This is a genomic window from Limnobacter sp. CACIAM 66H1, from assembly GCF_001601825.1.
Classification (GTDB): domain Bacteria; phylum Pseudomonadota; class Gammaproteobacteria; order Burkholderiales; family Burkholderiaceae_B; genus Limnobacter.
In genome coordinates, this window is sequence record NZ_LUJK01000003.1 from 1 (window position 1) to 14,928 (window position 14,928).

At 51.3% G+C, this 14,928-nt stretch carries 19 protein-coding genes; 11 read left to right on the forward strand and 8 right to left on the reverse strand.

Annotated elements, in window-relative coordinates; genetic code table 11:
• The 9 genes from lepA to A0129_RS01250 form a co-directional block, all read left to right on the forward strand.
• Window positions 1-1,499 (forward strand): translation elongation factor 4 (gene lepA, locus A0129_RS01210; RefSeq protein ID WP_291711654.1); only part of this gene is annotated, 1,499 nt, incomplete at its 5' end.
• A 2-nt stretch (window positions 1,500-1,501) separates the two neighbouring features.
• Entirely contained in the window at window positions 1,502-2,368 is an 867-nt protein-coding gene (gene lepB / locus A0129_RS01215; RefSeq protein WP_291711656.1) for a signal peptidase I, read from the forward strand.
• A 20-nt stretch (window positions 2,369-2,388) separates the two neighbouring features.
• A complete protein-coding gene (rnc, locus tag A0129_RS01220; RefSeq protein WP_291711658.1) occupies window positions 2,389-3,105 on the forward strand; it encodes a ribonuclease III in 717 nt (238 codons plus the stop codon).
• Window position 3,106: 1 nt separating this feature from the next.
• On the forward strand, window positions 3,107-4,003 hold the full coding sequence (gene era / locus A0129_RS01225) for a GTPase Era (RefSeq protein WP_291711660.1): 897 nt from the start codon (window positions 3,107-3,109) through the stop codon (window positions 4,001-4,003).
• Window positions 3,996-4,730 (forward strand): DNA repair protein RecO, encoded by a 735-nt coding sequence (gene recO / locus A0129_RS01230; protein WP_291711662.1) that lies wholly within the window; start codon window positions 3,996-3,998, stop codon window positions 4,728-4,730. Before era ends, recO begins: the two co-directional genes overlap by 8 nt.
• Window positions 4,727-5,467, forward strand: coding sequence for a pyridoxine 5'-phosphate synthase (locus A0129_RS01235; protein WP_291711664.1), 741 nt, complete (start codon window positions 4,727-4,729; stop codon window positions 5,465-5,467). Before recO ends, A0129_RS01235 begins: the two co-directional genes overlap by 4 nt.
• Before the next feature lie 23 nt (window positions 5,468-5,490).
• The gene (gene acpS / locus A0129_RS01240; protein WP_291711666.1) at window positions 5,491-5,895 is read left to right on the forward strand and encodes a holo-ACP synthase; all 405 of its coding nucleotides are present in this window, start codon (window positions 5,491-5,493) and stop codon (window positions 5,893-5,895) included.
• A 24-nt stretch (window positions 5,896-5,919) separates the two neighbouring features.
• Window positions 5,920-6,495, forward strand: a complete 576-nt coding sequence (gene nagZ / locus A0129_RS01245; RefSeq protein ID WP_291711668.1) for a beta-N-acetylhexosaminidase — start codon at window positions 5,920-5,922, stop codon at window positions 6,493-6,495.
• Window positions 6,383-6,943, forward strand: coding sequence for a glycoside hydrolase family 3 N-terminal domain-containing protein (locus tag A0129_RS01250; RefSeq protein ID WP_291711669.1), 561 nt, complete (start codon window positions 6,383-6,385; stop codon window positions 6,941-6,943). Before nagZ ends, A0129_RS01250 begins: the two co-directional genes overlap by 113 nt.
• A gap of 94 nt (window positions 6,944-7,037) precedes the next feature.
• Here A0129_RS01250 and A0129_RS01255 read toward each other — a convergent pair whose 3' ends face one another.
• The 5 genes from A0129_RS01255 to A0129_RS01275 all read right to left on the reverse strand — a co-directional run bounded on the left by A0129_RS01255 (window position 7,038) and on the right by A0129_RS01275 (window position 10,798).
• Window positions 7,038-7,820: a peptidylprolyl isomerase gene (locus A0129_RS01255; RefSeq protein ID WP_291711671.1), complete on the reverse strand. Its 783-nt coding sequence runs from the start codon at window positions 7,818-7,820 to the stop codon at window positions 7,038-7,040.
• 71 nt (window positions 7,821-7,891) lie between these two features.
• Window positions 7,892-8,170 (reverse strand): BolA family transcriptional regulator, encoded by a 279-nt coding sequence (locus tag A0129_RS01260; RefSeq protein ID WP_105029047.1) that lies wholly within the window; start codon window positions 8,168-8,170, stop codon window positions 7,892-7,894.
• 3 nt (window positions 8,171-8,173) lie between these two features.
• Window positions 8,174-8,809 carry a septation protein A gene (locus A0129_RS01265; protein WP_291711673.1) on the reverse strand — a complete coding sequence of 212 codons (636 nt, stop codon included), beginning with the start codon at window positions 8,807-8,809 and terminating at the stop codon, window positions 8,174-8,176.
• A gap of 31 nt (window positions 8,810-8,840) precedes the next feature.
• A complete protein-coding gene (gene msrB, locus A0129_RS01270; RefSeq protein ID WP_291711676.1) occupies window positions 8,841-9,254 on the reverse strand; it encodes a peptide-methionine (R)-S-oxide reductase MsrB in 414 nt (137 codons plus the stop codon).
• Between the two features lie 17 nt (window positions 9,255-9,271).
• A complete protein-coding gene (locus tag A0129_RS01275) occupies window positions 9,272-10,798 on the reverse strand; it encodes a YdiU family protein (protein ID WP_291711678.1) in 1,527 nt (508 codons plus the stop codon).
• 95 nt (window positions 10,799-10,893) lie between these two features.
• On the opposite strand from A0129_RS01275, the gene A0129_RS01280 reads away from it, so the two are divergent.
• Entirely contained in the window at window positions 10,894-12,531 is a 1,638-nt protein-coding gene (locus A0129_RS01280; protein ID WP_291711679.1) for a 3-(methylthio)propionyl-CoA ligase, read from the forward strand.
• Between the two features lie 29 nt (window positions 12,532-12,560).
• Window positions 12,561-12,863 (forward strand): Dabb family protein, encoded by a 303-nt coding sequence (locus A0129_RS01285; RefSeq protein ID WP_105029050.1) that lies wholly within the window; start codon window positions 12,561-12,563, stop codon window positions 12,861-12,863.
• A 23-nt stretch (window positions 12,864-12,886) separates the two neighbouring features.
• On the opposite strand, the gene A0129_RS01290 is transcribed toward A0129_RS01285, so the two are convergent.
• From A0129_RS01290 to A0129_RS01300, 3 genes are read right to left on the reverse strand one after another with little or no spacing between them, the layout of a single operon-like run.
• Window positions 12,887-13,696 (reverse strand): NRDE family protein, encoded by an 810-nt coding sequence (locus tag A0129_RS01290; RefSeq protein ID WP_291711681.1) that lies wholly within the window; start codon window positions 13,694-13,696, stop codon window positions 12,887-12,889.
• Window positions 13,696-14,013 (reverse strand): hypothetical protein, encoded by a 318-nt coding sequence (locus tag A0129_RS01295; RefSeq protein WP_291711683.1) that lies wholly within the window; start codon window positions 14,011-14,013, stop codon window positions 13,696-13,698. The genes A0129_RS01290 and A0129_RS01295 overlap by 1 nt, the downstream gene beginning before the upstream one ends.
• A complete protein-coding gene (locus A0129_RS01300; protein WP_291711685.1) occupies window positions 14,010-14,909 on the reverse strand; it encodes a hypothetical protein in 900 nt (299 codons plus the stop codon). The genes A0129_RS01295 and A0129_RS01300 overlap by 4 nt, the downstream gene beginning before the upstream one ends.
• Between the last annotated feature and the right edge of the window lie 19 nt (window positions 14,910-14,928).

Sequence of the window (14,928 nt, forward strand, 5' to 3'; positions counted from 1 at the left end):
TGCTGGTTGTTGATGCTTCACAGGGGGTGGAGGCTCAAACCGTGGCCAATTGCTACACGGCGTTGGACCTCGGTGTCGAAGTTTTGCCCGTGTTGAATAAAATTGATTTGCCACAAGCTGATCCTGAAAATGCCAAGTCCGAAATTGAAGATGTAATCGGCATTGACGCATCAGAGGCCATCGCCATTTCAGCCAAAACCGGTCTGGGTATTGATGATGTGCTTGAGCTGATCGTCAACAAGGTGCCACCCGCTCGCGGCAGTCGCGATGCCCCTCTACAAGCCTTGATCATTGATAGTTGGTTTGACAATTATGTCGGTGTGGTGATGCTGGTTCGAGTAATCAATGGTGTGCTCAACCGCAAAGACAAAATCAAGCTGATGGCCACAGGCGACACCTACATTGCAGACGATGTGGGCGTATTTACACCCAAGTCAGTTGCGCGTGAATCGCTATCAGCGGGTGAAGTGGGCTATATCAACGCAGGCATCAAATTGCTTGAAAGTGCCAAAGTGGGCGACACCGTGACCTTGGCCGGCAAGCCTGCTGACAAACCCCTGCCAGGCTTCAAGGAAGTGCAGTCTCAGGTGTTTGCTGGCTTGTTCCCTGTGGAATCAAATCAATATGAAGCCTTGCGGGAGGCCTTGGACAAACTGCGTTTGAACGATGCGGCCCTGAATTACGAACCCGAAGTGTCTCAGGCCTTGGGTTTTGGTTTCCGCTGCGGCTTTTTGGGCATGTTGCACATGGACATTGTGCAGGAGCGCCTGGAACGCGAATTTGACATGGACTTGATTACCACTGCTCCTACGGTGGTGTACGAAATCAAGCAGCGAGATGGCACCATTCTTCGTGTGGACAATCCATCGAAAATGCCTGATCTGAGCCGCGTTGATGAAATTCGTGAACCGATTGTGACCGTGAATTTGCTGATGCCACAGGAGTATGTGGGGTCGGTGATGACGCTGTGTACGGGGCGGCGTGGTACGCAAACCAACATGGTTTACCACGGTCGGCAGGTACGCATCACATTTGAGATGCCGATGGCTGAGATCGTTCTCGACTTTTTCGACAAACTGAAATCGACTTCGCGTGGCTATGCGTCCATGGACTATTCCTTCAAGGAATACAGGCCAGCAGACATTGTGAAAGTGGACATGTTGATTAACGGTGAGAAAGTGGATGCCTTGTCGATCATGGTTCACCGAAGCAATGCGGTTTACCGTGGCCGTGCAGTGGCAGGCAAAATGCGGGAAATCATTTCCCGTCAAATGTTTGACGTGGCAATTCAAGCGGCGATCGGCGCCAATATTATTGCCCGTGAAACTGTGAAAGCCTTGCGTAAAAACGTGTTGGCCAAGTGTTACGGCGGAGATATTTCACGCAAGAAAAAGCTGTTGGAAAAGCAGAAGGCAGGCAAGAAACGCATGAAGCAGGTCGGTAACGTGGAAATTCCGCAAGAGGCGTTTTTGGCCATTCTCCAAGTGGAAGACAAATAACAATGAATTTTTCCCTGATCCTGTTTTTGCTGGTGTTGTTCACCGGCTTTTTCTATGTGCTTGATGTGTTTGTGTTCAAGCCAAAACGAAAAATGGCAGCAGAGCAAGCCTTGGCGGGTGCAGGTGCCACTGCCAACCTGAATGGTGATGCAGAAAGGCGAATTCGCCAGCAGTACATGAAGCAGCCCCTGTGGCTGGAATACAGTGCAAGCTTTTTTCCAGTCATTTTGTTTGTGTTTGTGTTGCGCTCGTTTGTAGTGGAGCCGTTCAAAATTCCATCAGGATCGATGATTCCGACGTTGCTGATTGGCGACCTTATTCTGGTGAACAAATTCACCTACGGCATTCGTTTGCCCATCGTCGATAAAAAGATCATTCCAATCAATGATCCTCAGCGTGGCGATGTCATGGTGTTTCGTTACCCGCTTGATCCCTCGCTTGACTACATCAAGCGTGTGGTGGGCGTGGGTGGTGACGTGGTCGAATATCGAAACAAGAAGCTGTCGATTAATGGTCAAGTTCTGCCGGTGAAAGAACTGGACAAGTACTACGATCCCAATAACTTCTCTTATTCACTGCAGTTTCAGGAAACCTTGGGTGGCAAAAAACACCTGGTGCTCAATGATGAAGACGCGCCGCCGTACGTGATTGGCGCGCAGACTTTCAAGAATCGGGACAACTGCAAGTACGACGTGACCGGCTTTCGTTGTGTGGTGCCACAGGGGCATTACTTTATGATGGGTGACAATCGGGACAATTCCAGCGACAGTCGCATTTGGGGTTTTGTGTCCGATGAGCAGGTTGTTGGCAAAGCGTTTTTGGTGTGGATGAACTTCAATGACTTTTCCCGAATTGGCTTGTTTCACTAAAGCCAGCCAGGAGGAATTGAGTGGATAGTTCAAAGTATTCAAGTCTTGAAGCGGCATTGGGGTACTCGTTCAAAGACCAGGCCTTGCTTCACCTTGCCTTGACACATCGCAGCTACAGCAGCCATCACAACGAGCGTCTGGAATTTCTGGGTGACAGTGTACTGAACTGCGCGGCTTCCATTTTGTTGTTTGAAACGCATCCCGACATGGATGAGGGCAAAATGTCGCGTGTGCGCTCGCATCTGGTCAAACAGGACTGCTTGGCCATGGTGGGTCGCAATCTGTTGCTGGATCAATATTTGTTTCTGGGTGCTGGCGAGCTTCGCAGTGCGAAAACCATCAAAGACAGCATTGTGGCAGACGCGCTAGAGGCACTTTTTGGTGCCATCCTCCTGGATTCGGGCTTTGAGGCCGCACGCGATTGCGTGGTGCGTTTGTTAAAGCCCGTGATGCTTGAAACTCCAATCGAGTCCATGGGTAAAGACCCCAAAACCCGCCTGCAGGAATTGCTGCAGGGTAAGCGCATGAAACTGCCCATGTACCGCGTATTGGTCGAGGGTGGAACTTCGGCCAGTCCCGAGTTCAGTGTGGAATGCGAGGTTGAAGACCTTGAAATTACCAAGGTCGGGCAGGGGCATTCTCGCCGGGTGGCTGAGCAGCACGCCGCGCAAGCGGTGCTTATCGAATTGCTTGAACGGGAGTATTCCGATCCCAATCAAGCCAGCAGGAGGCAATGACATGGCCGAATCAAAATGCGGCGTGATTGCCGTGGTGGGGCGACCCAATGTGGGTAAGTCCACGCTCATGAATGGAATGATCGGCGAACATTTGTCGATTACATCCAGCAAGCCACAGACTACCCGTCACCGGGTTCTCGGCGTGATGACTGAGACCGTCAAGGACGTGCCAACCCAATTTATTTTTGTGGACACCCCCGGCTTTCAAACCAAGCATTCAAACGCCCTGAATAAAACCATGAACCGAGCGGTGCTTACTGCGCTGGCCGATGTGAATGTCATTTTATGGGTAATTGAGCAAGGCAAACTCACGCCGGCTGACTTGAAAGTGCTTGAGCTCTGCCCCAAGGGTGTACCGTTGGTGGCGGTGGTGAACAAGGTGGATTTGCTCGACAAGAAAGCCGAGATGTTGCCCTTTCTTCAAAAGGTCAGTGGGCAACGTAATTTTGATGCCATCGTGCCGTTGAGTGCGCAGGCCATCAAGAATCTGGATGCGCTAAAAGAAGCTGTGTCAGCCTTGTTGCCCGAGCAGCCTTTTTTTTACGACGAAGACACTCTCACAGACCGTCCTGAAAAGTTTCTTGCTGCTGAGCGCATTCGCGAGAAGCTGTTTCGTCTGGTGGGCGATGAGTTGCCTTATACCTGCACGGTGGTCATTGATAAATTTGAGATTCAAGAAGGTCGCCGGGTTATCTATGCTTCGATTCTGGTGGATCGCTCCTCTCACAAGGCGATGATTATTGGCAAGGGTGGAGAAAAACTGAAGAGAATCGGCTCGGAAGCGCGGCAGGACATGGAGCGATTGTTCGGTGGCAGCGTGCATCTTGAAACTTGGGTGAAGGTGCGCAGCGGATGGGCTGACAACGCGACCCTGCTACAAAGCCTGGGGTATGAATAACACCCGATCCAACACGGATTTTGCCTATGTACTGCACAGCGTGCCGTACAAGGAAACCAGTTTAATTGTTGAGCTTTTTTGCAAGGAACACGGGCGCCTGCCAGTAGTTGCGAAGGGGGCGAAAAGGCCACATTCTGGCTTGCGGGCTGTTTTGGTCAGTTTTCAGCCCCTGTCTGTGCGTTTTACAGGCAAGTCTGAGGTAAAAACCCTGGTTCAAGCGGAGTGGCTGGGCGGTTTGATGTCCCCGGATGGTAAAGCTCTGTTTGCGGCTTATTATCTGAACGAGTTGTTAATGCGAGGGTTGAGCCGTGAGGACACGCATCCCGACCTTTTTGAGTTGTATCAAAATACTTTGCTGGGGTTGGCTGGTGGCGATGACATGAATGTGTGTATTCGTCAATTTGAGGTTGGATTGCTTCAGTCTCTTGGCTATGGTCTCGATTGGCAGCAGGACAAGGCGGGTGCGGCAATTGATCCTGATCGTCACTATGTGTGGCAAGACCAGGAAGGCTGGGCTCCCTCAGACGGGGTAAGTGTAAACAATTCGTTGAACAGCAGCGTTGAGCAAACGGTCCAAGGCTTGTGGATTGTTGAAATTCAGAATGGCATATGGTCAAAGTCCGCTGCGAGTGTCTTAAAACCGATTACCCGCAAACTGTTGATGGCTCACATCGCACCCAATGGTTTGATGTCTAGAGTCTGGATGGAGCATTTGTTAAGAGCATGATTGAACTTGGTGTAAACATTGATCACGTGGCCACGATTCGCCAGGCCCGTAGGGGGCACGAGCCCGATCCTTTGCGTGCTGCCTTGTTGGCGGAGGAATATGGCGCGGATGCGATTACTGTGCATGTTCGTGAGGACAGGCGCCACATGCAGGATGAAGACGTGCGCAGAATCAGGCCTTTGATCAGCACCCGAATGAACTTCGAGTGCGCAGTGGTTGAGGAAATGATTCGATTGGTTGAGGATGTGAAGCCTCAAGATGTGTGTTTTGTGCCCGAACGCCGGGAAGAGGTAACCACTGAAGGCGGCCTGGATGTGATTGGCGGTTTTCATCTGATTGCGCCTGCTGTGGCACGCTTGAAAGACCAGGGAATGCGAATTTCGCTGTTTATTGATCCAGACTTGGATCAAATTGAGGCTGCCTTGAAGTGCGGTGCGGACGCGATTGAGTTGCATACTGGGCGTTATGCCCATGCCTTGGGACCTGCGGTTGAGCTTGAGTTGTCAAGAATCCGCAAATCGGCCAATTTCGGGGTTGCCGAGGGCTTAAGGGTGAACGCCGGGCATGGCCTGAACTACGACAATGTGCAGCCTGTGGCCGCGATTGAAACCATTTCAGAGTTAAACATCGGGCACAGCATCGTGGCCAATGCGGTGTTCATGGGTTGGGAAGGTGCAATCAAGAAAATGAAAGAACTCATGATTTCGGCGAAGCTGGAATCAATTAGACCACGATAGGTGAACATAGGTTTGATTGCCTCATGATCGACGATATTCTAGGTTTGGGTTGTGACGTTCTAGAAGTGGACCGTTTGGAGGGTCTGCTGCGCAAGGGCAGGGATGTGTTTATCAAGCGCGTACTGACCCCGGCCGAAATTGATGAGTATGAGCGTCGGTCTGACAAATCGGCCATTCGAGGCACCTTGTTTGTTGCAACACGCTACTGCGCCAAGGAGGCGTTTTCCAAGGCCATGGGCACTGGAGTGGGTGCAGAATTTTCATTTCAGGATTTGTCGGTGTTGAACGGCGATTCCGGGGCGCCCGTTTTGGTCTATTCCGAACGTTTGCAGAATTGGTTACAGTCCCGCAGGGCTCAGGCGAGAATTTCAATCAGTGATGAACAAAATTACGTAATGTCCACGGTTATTTTGTATTCAAAACAATAATTTAAGTTAAGGAACTCAATCGATATGTTAGGTCCATTCATCATTGGTTTGACGGGTTTGACCTTATCCAAGGAGGACATTGAACGCATTCAAAATCCGGCCGTTGGCGGACTTATTCTATTCACGCGAAACTTTGAAAGTAAAGCCCAACTTATTGATTTGGTGGAATCTATTCGATCAAATGGTGGCTCGAACAAGCCGGTTTTTGTGGATCACGAGGGTGGCCGGGTGCAGCGCTTCCGGGATGGTTTTACCGCAATTCCCTCCATGCGCCAAATTGGTCAACGCGCTGAAACTGATTTTGATGATGCTGTGCTTTTGGCCAGAGAGGCTGGCTTTGTCATGGCCGCCGAGTTACGCGCCTGTGGCATCGACATGAGTTTTGCGCCAGTGCTTGATCTGGATTGGGGCAATAGCGAGATCATTGGTAACCGGTCGTTCGGTAAAGACGCCAGAATGGTATCCCGTCTTTCTGCAGCCTTGATGAATGGCATGGCCTTGGCAGGCATGCAAGCCTGTGGAAAACCACTTTCCTGGGCATGGTTGGGTGAGTTTGGACAGCCATTTGGCTTTGCCTCACGACAATCGCTCATTGAATGAAATTTTGAAGGTGGATGCGCTGCCGTATCAATTGAATTCGACCTTGAATATGGCCAGTATCATGCCGGCGCATGTGGTGTATTCGGAGGTGGACCCAATGCCGGCCTGTTTTTCCAGCTTCTGGATTCAAGAGGTATTGAGGGTGAAGTTCAGTTTTGACGGTGCAGTGATCAGCGACGACCTGGACATGGTGGGTGCACACGGTGTGGGGGATATTCGTGCCCGAGCCAGCGCCGCTTTGCAGGCGGGTTGTGATGCAGTGCTGGTCTGTAATAATTTTGATGACATCGATACCCTGGTAAATAACCCGGTGCCCGAAGTTCATGAGCATATGGAAGTGCGCAACCGTCGCCTGGGTCGTTTGTTGTCCGGGCAATCGCTGAATTGGGAAAACTTGCGCCAAAGTTACATGTACCAGGCTGCAATCGACCGAATTACCAATATTTGAAAACAGTCAGTAGCAGGGGTTGTGACGGTTTTTGAGGATAAAAAGAAAAAGCCGCCAGCGCATTAACTGGCGGCTTTTTCTTTGGGTTTGTTGCTTATTTGACTTTGGCGTTCGATAACAGCTTGCCCTGATACTCTTCCCACTTGTCATTGATCATTTTCTGTTCAAGTTGTGGGCGAATCTCTTCGAGCTTGGGTGGTGTGGCCTCCCTTGTGTCGGCCAGCAGGATCACATGGTAGCCAAATTGGCTTTTTACTGGAGCCTTGGTGTATTCACCTTTCTTCAAACCGACCATCGCTTGGGAAAACTCGGGTACAAAGCTGTTGGGGTTGGCCCAGTCGAGGTCACCACCATTGGGCGCTGAGCCTGGATCTTTCGACTTGGCCTTTGCGATGTCTGCAAACTTTCCACCTTTGCCCAACTGATCGATAATTGCTTTGGCCTCAGATTCCTGCTCAACCAGGATGTGGCTGGCGCGGAATTCGCTGCCACCCATCATTTTGGCGATTTCCGCGTAGGCTGCTTCGACCTCTTTGTCAGTCAATTTCGTGTTTTTGTAAAAGTCCTCACGCAATGCATTGGCCAAAATAGCCTGGTTCATCATTTGAACCTGGTACTTTACTTCGGGGGAGCTGCCCAGGCCTTTTTTAACGGCCTCTTGCTTCATCACTTCTTGATTGATCAGTTCTTGGCGAATGGTGGCGCGCATTTCGGGAGAGGCAGCCTGGCCGCGCTTTTCCTGTTCGGCCATGATGAAGTCAACCAGGGCGCTAGGAATGGACTGGCCATTCACCACAGCGGCGTTTTGAGCGTGTACGGGTGTGCCCAGAACCAAAACGGCGGCCAGGCAAGTTGCTTTCAGGGTGGTTTTCAACATAACAAAATAACCTTGTGTCTCAGAGAGTTAAAACAATGGGCTTGGCTCGAATCCCGGTGCGCGTCTTCTGTTCAGTTCCCTGTGGAGCCTTCGGTGGAGTCCTCAGTGGAATCTATAGCCAAAGCATGGATTTCTTTTTTCATCCATTCTGCCAAAGCATCATACACGAGACGATGGCGCGCTAATGTTCTTAGCCCATTGAAGCGTGCAGACTTCAGTTTGACCCGGTAGTGCCGACCGCCAGACTTCGCACCTTCATGGCCTGCATGCAAATGTGATTCATCAACCACTTCGACTTTGGCATTGAGTGCGGTTTCAAGACGCTGTTTGATGTCTTCACTGGTGACCATGTTTTACTTGGCCTCGCTGCTTTGTTCATTCGTTTGCTTCATGTGTTTGGACATGTAAAAACCTTGCCCAAACACGAAGATCAGAGTGGCCCCCAAGGAGCCGAACAATTTGAAGTCTACCCACACATCGGTTGAGAACGAGTAGGCAACCACGATATTCAAAACGGCCATCACCACAAAAAAGCCTACCCAAGCCCACAATAAATTGACCCAAACCGGGGCGGGAAGATCGACCTGGCCTTTCATCATCAATTCAATAGGATTGCGCTTGAAGGCGTAGGCGATCAGGAAGCCTGCTGCCATCGCGAGGTAGAGCACAGTTGGCTTCCATTTGATGAAGGTTTCATTTTGCAAAACCAGTGTGGCGCCACCAAACACCGCGATCAGGATCAGGCCGATCCATTGCATGTTTTCCACTTTTTTGCCGGTGGCTTTTTGGTAAACAATTTGCAGCACCGTGGCCACAATGGCGACTACCGTGGCCAGCAAAATTGGCAATTGCGCAGTTTGCACTTCCGCATTGGAAATGCTGCCCAATATGGGTTCAAGCATGGATTGCGCCTGTTCTGGGTTGCTGCCAGCCCATTTGAAGCTGACAAAGAACAGAACAATCGGTAGAAAATCGAGTAACAGTTTCATGTAGTAATTGTAGTTTGGTTATGCCGGTGCTTTACGCCGATGAGTCAGAGGCAAAGGGTTCAAACGCCAAGCTGACTGAGTTGATGCAGTAGCGCAGGCCCGTTGGGGCAGGTCCGTCCTCGAATACATGCCCCAAATGCGAATCGCATATCTTACAGGTCACTTCGGTTCGAATCATGCCGTAGCTGCGGTCTACGTGTTCTTCAACATTGTCGGGGTTCAATGGTGCGAAGTAGCTGGGCCAGCCGCAGCCGGAATCGAACTTGGTGTCGGATGCGAACAAAGCGGTTCCGCAGCAAATGCAACGGTAAATGCCGGGCTCGTGGTGATCCCAATACTGCCCGGTGAACGCACGCTCGGTGCCTTTCTTGCGGGTAACTTCGAAGCTGGTGGGCGTGAGTTCTTCGCGCCACTGGGCCTCTGTTTTGATAACTTTTTCAACCATGATCGTGTCTCCGTAATTCATGACGAACAGCTCAGCACCAATGATTTTGCCCAGTCGGGTGGCTGTGCCGTGTACTCATTTGGAAGTTGCGCCGCATTGTAGGGGTCAGACAATGCGGTGAACAATCGGTTCACCTCTGTAAATTCGCCTTGCTGCGCCCGCTCAATGGCGTTTTGAAGCAGATGGTTGCGCAACACGAAGGCTGGGTTGGTCTGGTCGAGTTTCTTTTTCCAAGCCTGGATATCCAGGTTTTGACGGTTTGTCGCCTCTCGCCATTGTTTAAGCCACAGTTTTGCGTTGTTCACCTGTGCCTCGTCGCCCAAAGCCAAAGGGAAGAAGGCGCTTTTCTGCCAACTGGCGAAGTTTTCCTCATGGGTAGCACTTGGATTCAGCGCTGAAATTGACCTGAAAAACCGCGTGAAATCGAGTGAATGTTCGTGCAGGAATTTCAGTGTGTTCTCAATCAGGCTGTCCACCGCATCGCCTTGCTCGTTGGGTAGGCCCAGTTTGCGCGCAAATAAAGCACTGTGTTCGGCATGAAATGCATCGGCAAAGCTGTCCAGCAGGTTTTGAAGCGTTTCTTTGCTGTCGGGGATCAGTGGGCTTAATGCTTGAGCCAGTGCGTATAAGTTCCAATGGGCAATTCTGGGCTGGTTGCGATAGCTGTAGCGGCCCTGGTGGTCGGAATGGTTGCAGATGTGGTCAATGTCGAAACCATCGATGAAACCATAGGGGCCATAATCAATGGTCAAACCCAGAAGGCTCATGTTGTCTGTGTTCATCACGCCATGGCAAAAACCCACGGCTTGCCACTGGGCAACCATGCGGGCAGTGCGCGCGATGACCACACCCAGCCACTGAAGCAAACCGGCATGGAAACTGGCTTCCGTATCACCAAGGTCGATTTCAGGATGATGTTGCTCAATGTGCCAGGTCAGCAAGTTTCGCAGCGCCTGGAGCTGGTTGGTGTAGCAAAAAAATTCCACATGGCCAAAGCGCATGAAGCTTTCGCTGACACGACACACAATGGCGGCTGTCTCCGTCGTTTCGCGAAACACCGGGTCCGCACTCGCCGTCAGGCTGAGTGCGCGGGTGGTGGGTATGCCAAGCGCATGCATGGCTTCTGAGGCAAGATATTCCCGAATAGACGAACGCAACACCGCACGGCCATCGGCATGGCGGGAGTAGGGGGTGGGGCCAGCGCCTTTGAGTTGTAGCTGACGGTATTGTTTGCCTTTGCGAATCTCGGCGATCAGCAAGGCGCGGCCGTCGCCAAGCTGTGGCACAAATTGCCCGAACTGGTGCCCGCAATATACGCTGGCTTTACTTTGGTAACCTGGAAATGGCGTGTTGCCAGAGAGAACATCAATACCCTGTGTGCTGCTCAATTCTTCAGCATTCAAGCCCACTTCGGTGGCCAAAGCGGTGTTGAGGTGAACCAGGCCAGCTTCTGTACGGAGGGGTGTGGTGGGCACCTCAGCAAGATAAGGCGTACCCAAACTTGCGTATTCTTGAACCAAAATAGAATCGTGATTATGAAACAAAGGGCGGTCCTGAAGTATAGTTTCGTTAAACAACCCCACCATTGTAGTCGGGTAAGGCGGAAGAACAAACGTAATAGCTGGAGGAGAGAGCGCAAATGCAAGGTTTGATGATGAACATGCCCCTGTTGATTTCATCGGTGATGGAACACGCGGAGCGGCACCACCCACACGTTGAAGTTGTATCACGCCGTACGGAAGGCGATATTCATCGAACCACCTATGGCGAAGTGGCCAAACGCGCCAAGAAGTTGGCCAACACCCTGACTGAACTTGGCGTACAGCAGGGTGAAAACATTGCGACTCTGGCGTGGAATGGTTACCGCCACGTTGAAATTTACTATGCTGTATCAGGCATGGGTGCGGTCGTACACACTTTGAATCCGCGTTTGTTTCCGGAGCAATTGGTGTACATCATTAACCACGCGAAAGACACCATGGTGTTTTTTGATAGTACGTTTGCGCCATTGATCAGGGCGATTGCGCCTGCGTGCCCCACCGTAAAGCGTTGGGTACAAATGTGTGACGAAGCTGTGATGCCCTCTGAACCAGCTGTGGCTGGCTGCCTGAATTACGAGGCCTTGATCAAAAACGCTTCAGACCAATACGTGTGGCCCCAACTGGATGAGAATACGGCCTCTGGCCTGTGTTACACCTCCGGTACTACGGGCAATCCCAAGGGTGCTCTGTATTCGCATCGTTCTACCGTGTTGCATGCGATGGCAGCCTGCACGCCCGATGCCCTGGGCTTGAGCAGCCGCGATACTATTTTGCCTGTCGTACCCATGTTCCACGTCAACGCATGGGGCATTCCCTACATTGCGCTGATGACCGGTGCCAAAATGGTAATGCCCGGTGGTGCTTTGGATGGGGCCTCCATTTTCGAATTGCTGGAAAGCGAGAAGGTAAACTTCTCGGCCGGAGTACCCACAGTGTGGTTGGGCTTGTTGAACCATGTGCAGCAAAATGGTTTGAAGTTCAATTATTTCAACCGTACGGTGATTGGTGGTTCTGCCGCGCCAGCGGCGATGATCAAAACGCTGAATAGCCTGGGTGTTGAAGTAATTCATGCGTGGGGAATGACTGAGTTGTCACCGCTCGGTACGGTGTGTCGACTAAAAGCTCAGCACCTGGATTTGTCTCTGGAAGAAAAGCAGAACATCCTGCAAAAGCAGGGGACTGCAATCTTCGGGGTGGACATGAAAATTGTCAGTGACGATGGTGAGGAATTGCCTTGGGATGGTGAGGCTTTCGGCGATTTGCTGGTTCGTGGCCATTGGGTAATCGACAGCTATTACGGCGGTGAGGGAGCGAAAGCATTCACGATCGATAAGGATGGCAAGAAGTGGTTTGCCACAGGGGATGTGTCGAAAATCAATCGTGAAGGCTTTATGCAGATTACGGATCGAAGCAAAGATGTCATCAAGTCGGGCGGTGAATGGATCAGCTCGATCGAGCTGGAAAATGTCGCCATGGCACACCCTGCGGTGCATGAAGCGGCGGTGATCTCCGTTTACCACCCGAAATGGGATGAGCGCCCTTTGCTTGTAGTGGTGCGTAAGCCTGGTATCGAAGTGAGCAAAGAGGAGCTACTGAACTTCTATGAAGGCAAAGTGGCGAAATACTGTTTGCCCAACGATGTTGCGTTTGTTGATGAATTGCCACACACAGCGACTGGTAAAATCCAGAAACTGAAATTGCGCGAGCAATTCAAAGACTATCAGTTACCAAACTGAGATTACCCAACCAAATCTAGAGAAGTTCAATGATTAAGCACATCGTATTCTGGCAGTTGAAAGACGAAGCCCTTGGCAACACCAAGGCCCGCAACATGGAACTGGTGAAGGAAAAGCTAATGGCTTGCGCCAACATCGTGCCGGGTATTGTGGACTTTGAAGTGGGTTTGGGTGGTACCAGCCTTGAGTGCACGTACGACGTGGTGTTGTACTCGACCTTCGAGAACAAGGCAGCGTTGGATGCCTACGCGGTTCACCCCACGCATGAAGCCATTAAAAGCTTCATTGGAGAGGTTCGCACGGCTCGGCAGTGCATGGATTACGAAGTTTAATGAATTGATTTGCGACCAGTGAGTCAATGGTTGGGCGGTAGGGGTATTTCAAACCTTTGCCGCCCAATTTCATTTCCGGCCGGGTTAAACGTCACTTCGGTGAAATGAACTGTATTACGGTGATCCAGCAGAATTACCGCGCTGGAGCGGGTGCCATACAAAGGCGACACAATTTTCACTGCCGACAGCATTTTTTCCCATTCGTAAGGCACCCCAGTGCTGGGCAATTCGGCATCCTCGGCAAGCTCGGTGTCGGCAAGCAAACCCAACAAGGTTTGTTCAAAAGCAGGCAATGAAGCGCGCTTTGTGCAATGCGCCTCGATTGTTTTTTCCAGCCCTGTTTTCAACAGGCGCGATTTTGGCCAGGGTGCATTCAAATAACCGTTGGAGAGGCTGTGCAGGCCCGACTGCACTGTGGTGGAGAAATTGAAACCGTTCTTCAGTTTGATGCCTTGGTTACTTGTGCAGTGAAAGTGAAGTGACTGCAAGTTTCCGTGAATCAAATTAAAACCCGCAAACTGGAGTGAGTTTTTTTCATTGGGCGCACTCCCGGTTTGAATGGCATCAAGTACGATCTGGCCCCGCGAAGGAGCTGTGCCCGGCATGTTGAGGGTGCTGTTTCTGACATTGGTTAAAAGGGCGAACTGTGAATTGCTGCCGATTCCCAGCCAGCTGCCACCGGATTGCAGATCTTTCCCTGCCCAGACCGAGCCATAGGGGGTTGACCAAACCTGCAAGGGGGCGGTGGGGCGATCGTGAAACTCATCCCGGTTGGCGAGGCAAATAAAGGGATAGTCAGGGTGTGCATGAATCGCAAGCACGGCCAGACACATTATTCATTCACCTCAATATCAACCTCTCCGAACAATTCAAGGTGTCGGCTGGGCATGGTTGGCAATTCCGCAAAACAATCGTTGGCCAGTTGCGCAAGTGCGTCGATGAAAACTGGCTCACAAAGCGAGTGTTCGGGTGCAGGGTGAATCACCTCCATCAGCGTGTAATAAGGTTTGTCCGCTTCCTCGCGTTGAAAAAGCTGGCTGCGGCCCAATCCCTGCTGTTGTAGACATGCAGCCATACGCCTTGCGCATCGCAAACCCAAGACAATGTTGGCTTTGGGTATTCGGTAGTAAATGAATAGCTGGCGATTCATTCAAATACGTTGCCTTTTTGATGCACATCGTAGGGAGGTGGCTGAACATTCAGTGCAATCAAACCTGTCTCGTTTTTGATGCAGAAAGCGGCACCGCTTTGCTCTGCGTCGTCCACTGGCAGTTCAACCAGCAAATACTGCTGACCATTGAAGTTCACCGCAGTGGCTACGGCACCTGCTGGTTCGTTTTCCTTTCCGGCAAGCCAAACATCCTGACCGGCTGTAATGGTTGAAGCACCTGTTGAGGTGGCCTGGAATACACGTCGTTTTACTTTGCCCAGGTAGTGGCTTCTGGCGACAATTTCCTGGCCGGGGTAGCAACCCTTGCTAAAACTGACACCGCCCACGAGGTCGAAATTAATGGCTTGTGGAATAAACATTTCAACCGTGGGTTGTGACACATAGGCAATCCCGAGTTGCTGCAGGACAAATTCGAATTGGTCGTCAGCCGCAGCTTGTTCAGCTTGTGCGTTGCCAGCGACTAGCTGAAAACCAGGTATTGCGCCATGGAGTGAACGCAAACTGGCAGTGGCGTTGCCTTGTTCGTCCCATTGAATGCGCATGGGTGAGGTCAAGAGCGAGTCGGGCAAAAAGGCGAGTTGATAATCAGCCGTGCAGTCGCGTACTGTGCATTTGCTGCGCAACACAAACATGCTCAGGCGTTTGACCAAAGCTGCAATGGTTTCCTTGCGGCATGCCAAATAAACCCGTTTGCCCTGACGTAGCACAAAAAAGCTACCCAGTAAGCGGCCTTTTGCGGTGCACAGGCCCGCCATGCGCAGCTGGCCTTCGGACATCCCGGCAACGTCATTGCTGAGTTGCGATTGAAGAAAAGTCACTGCGTCGTCTCCGTCCACGCCAATGACACCCCAACGCGATAAAAACTGTGCAGACATGTTCAAATCCTTAGTAACA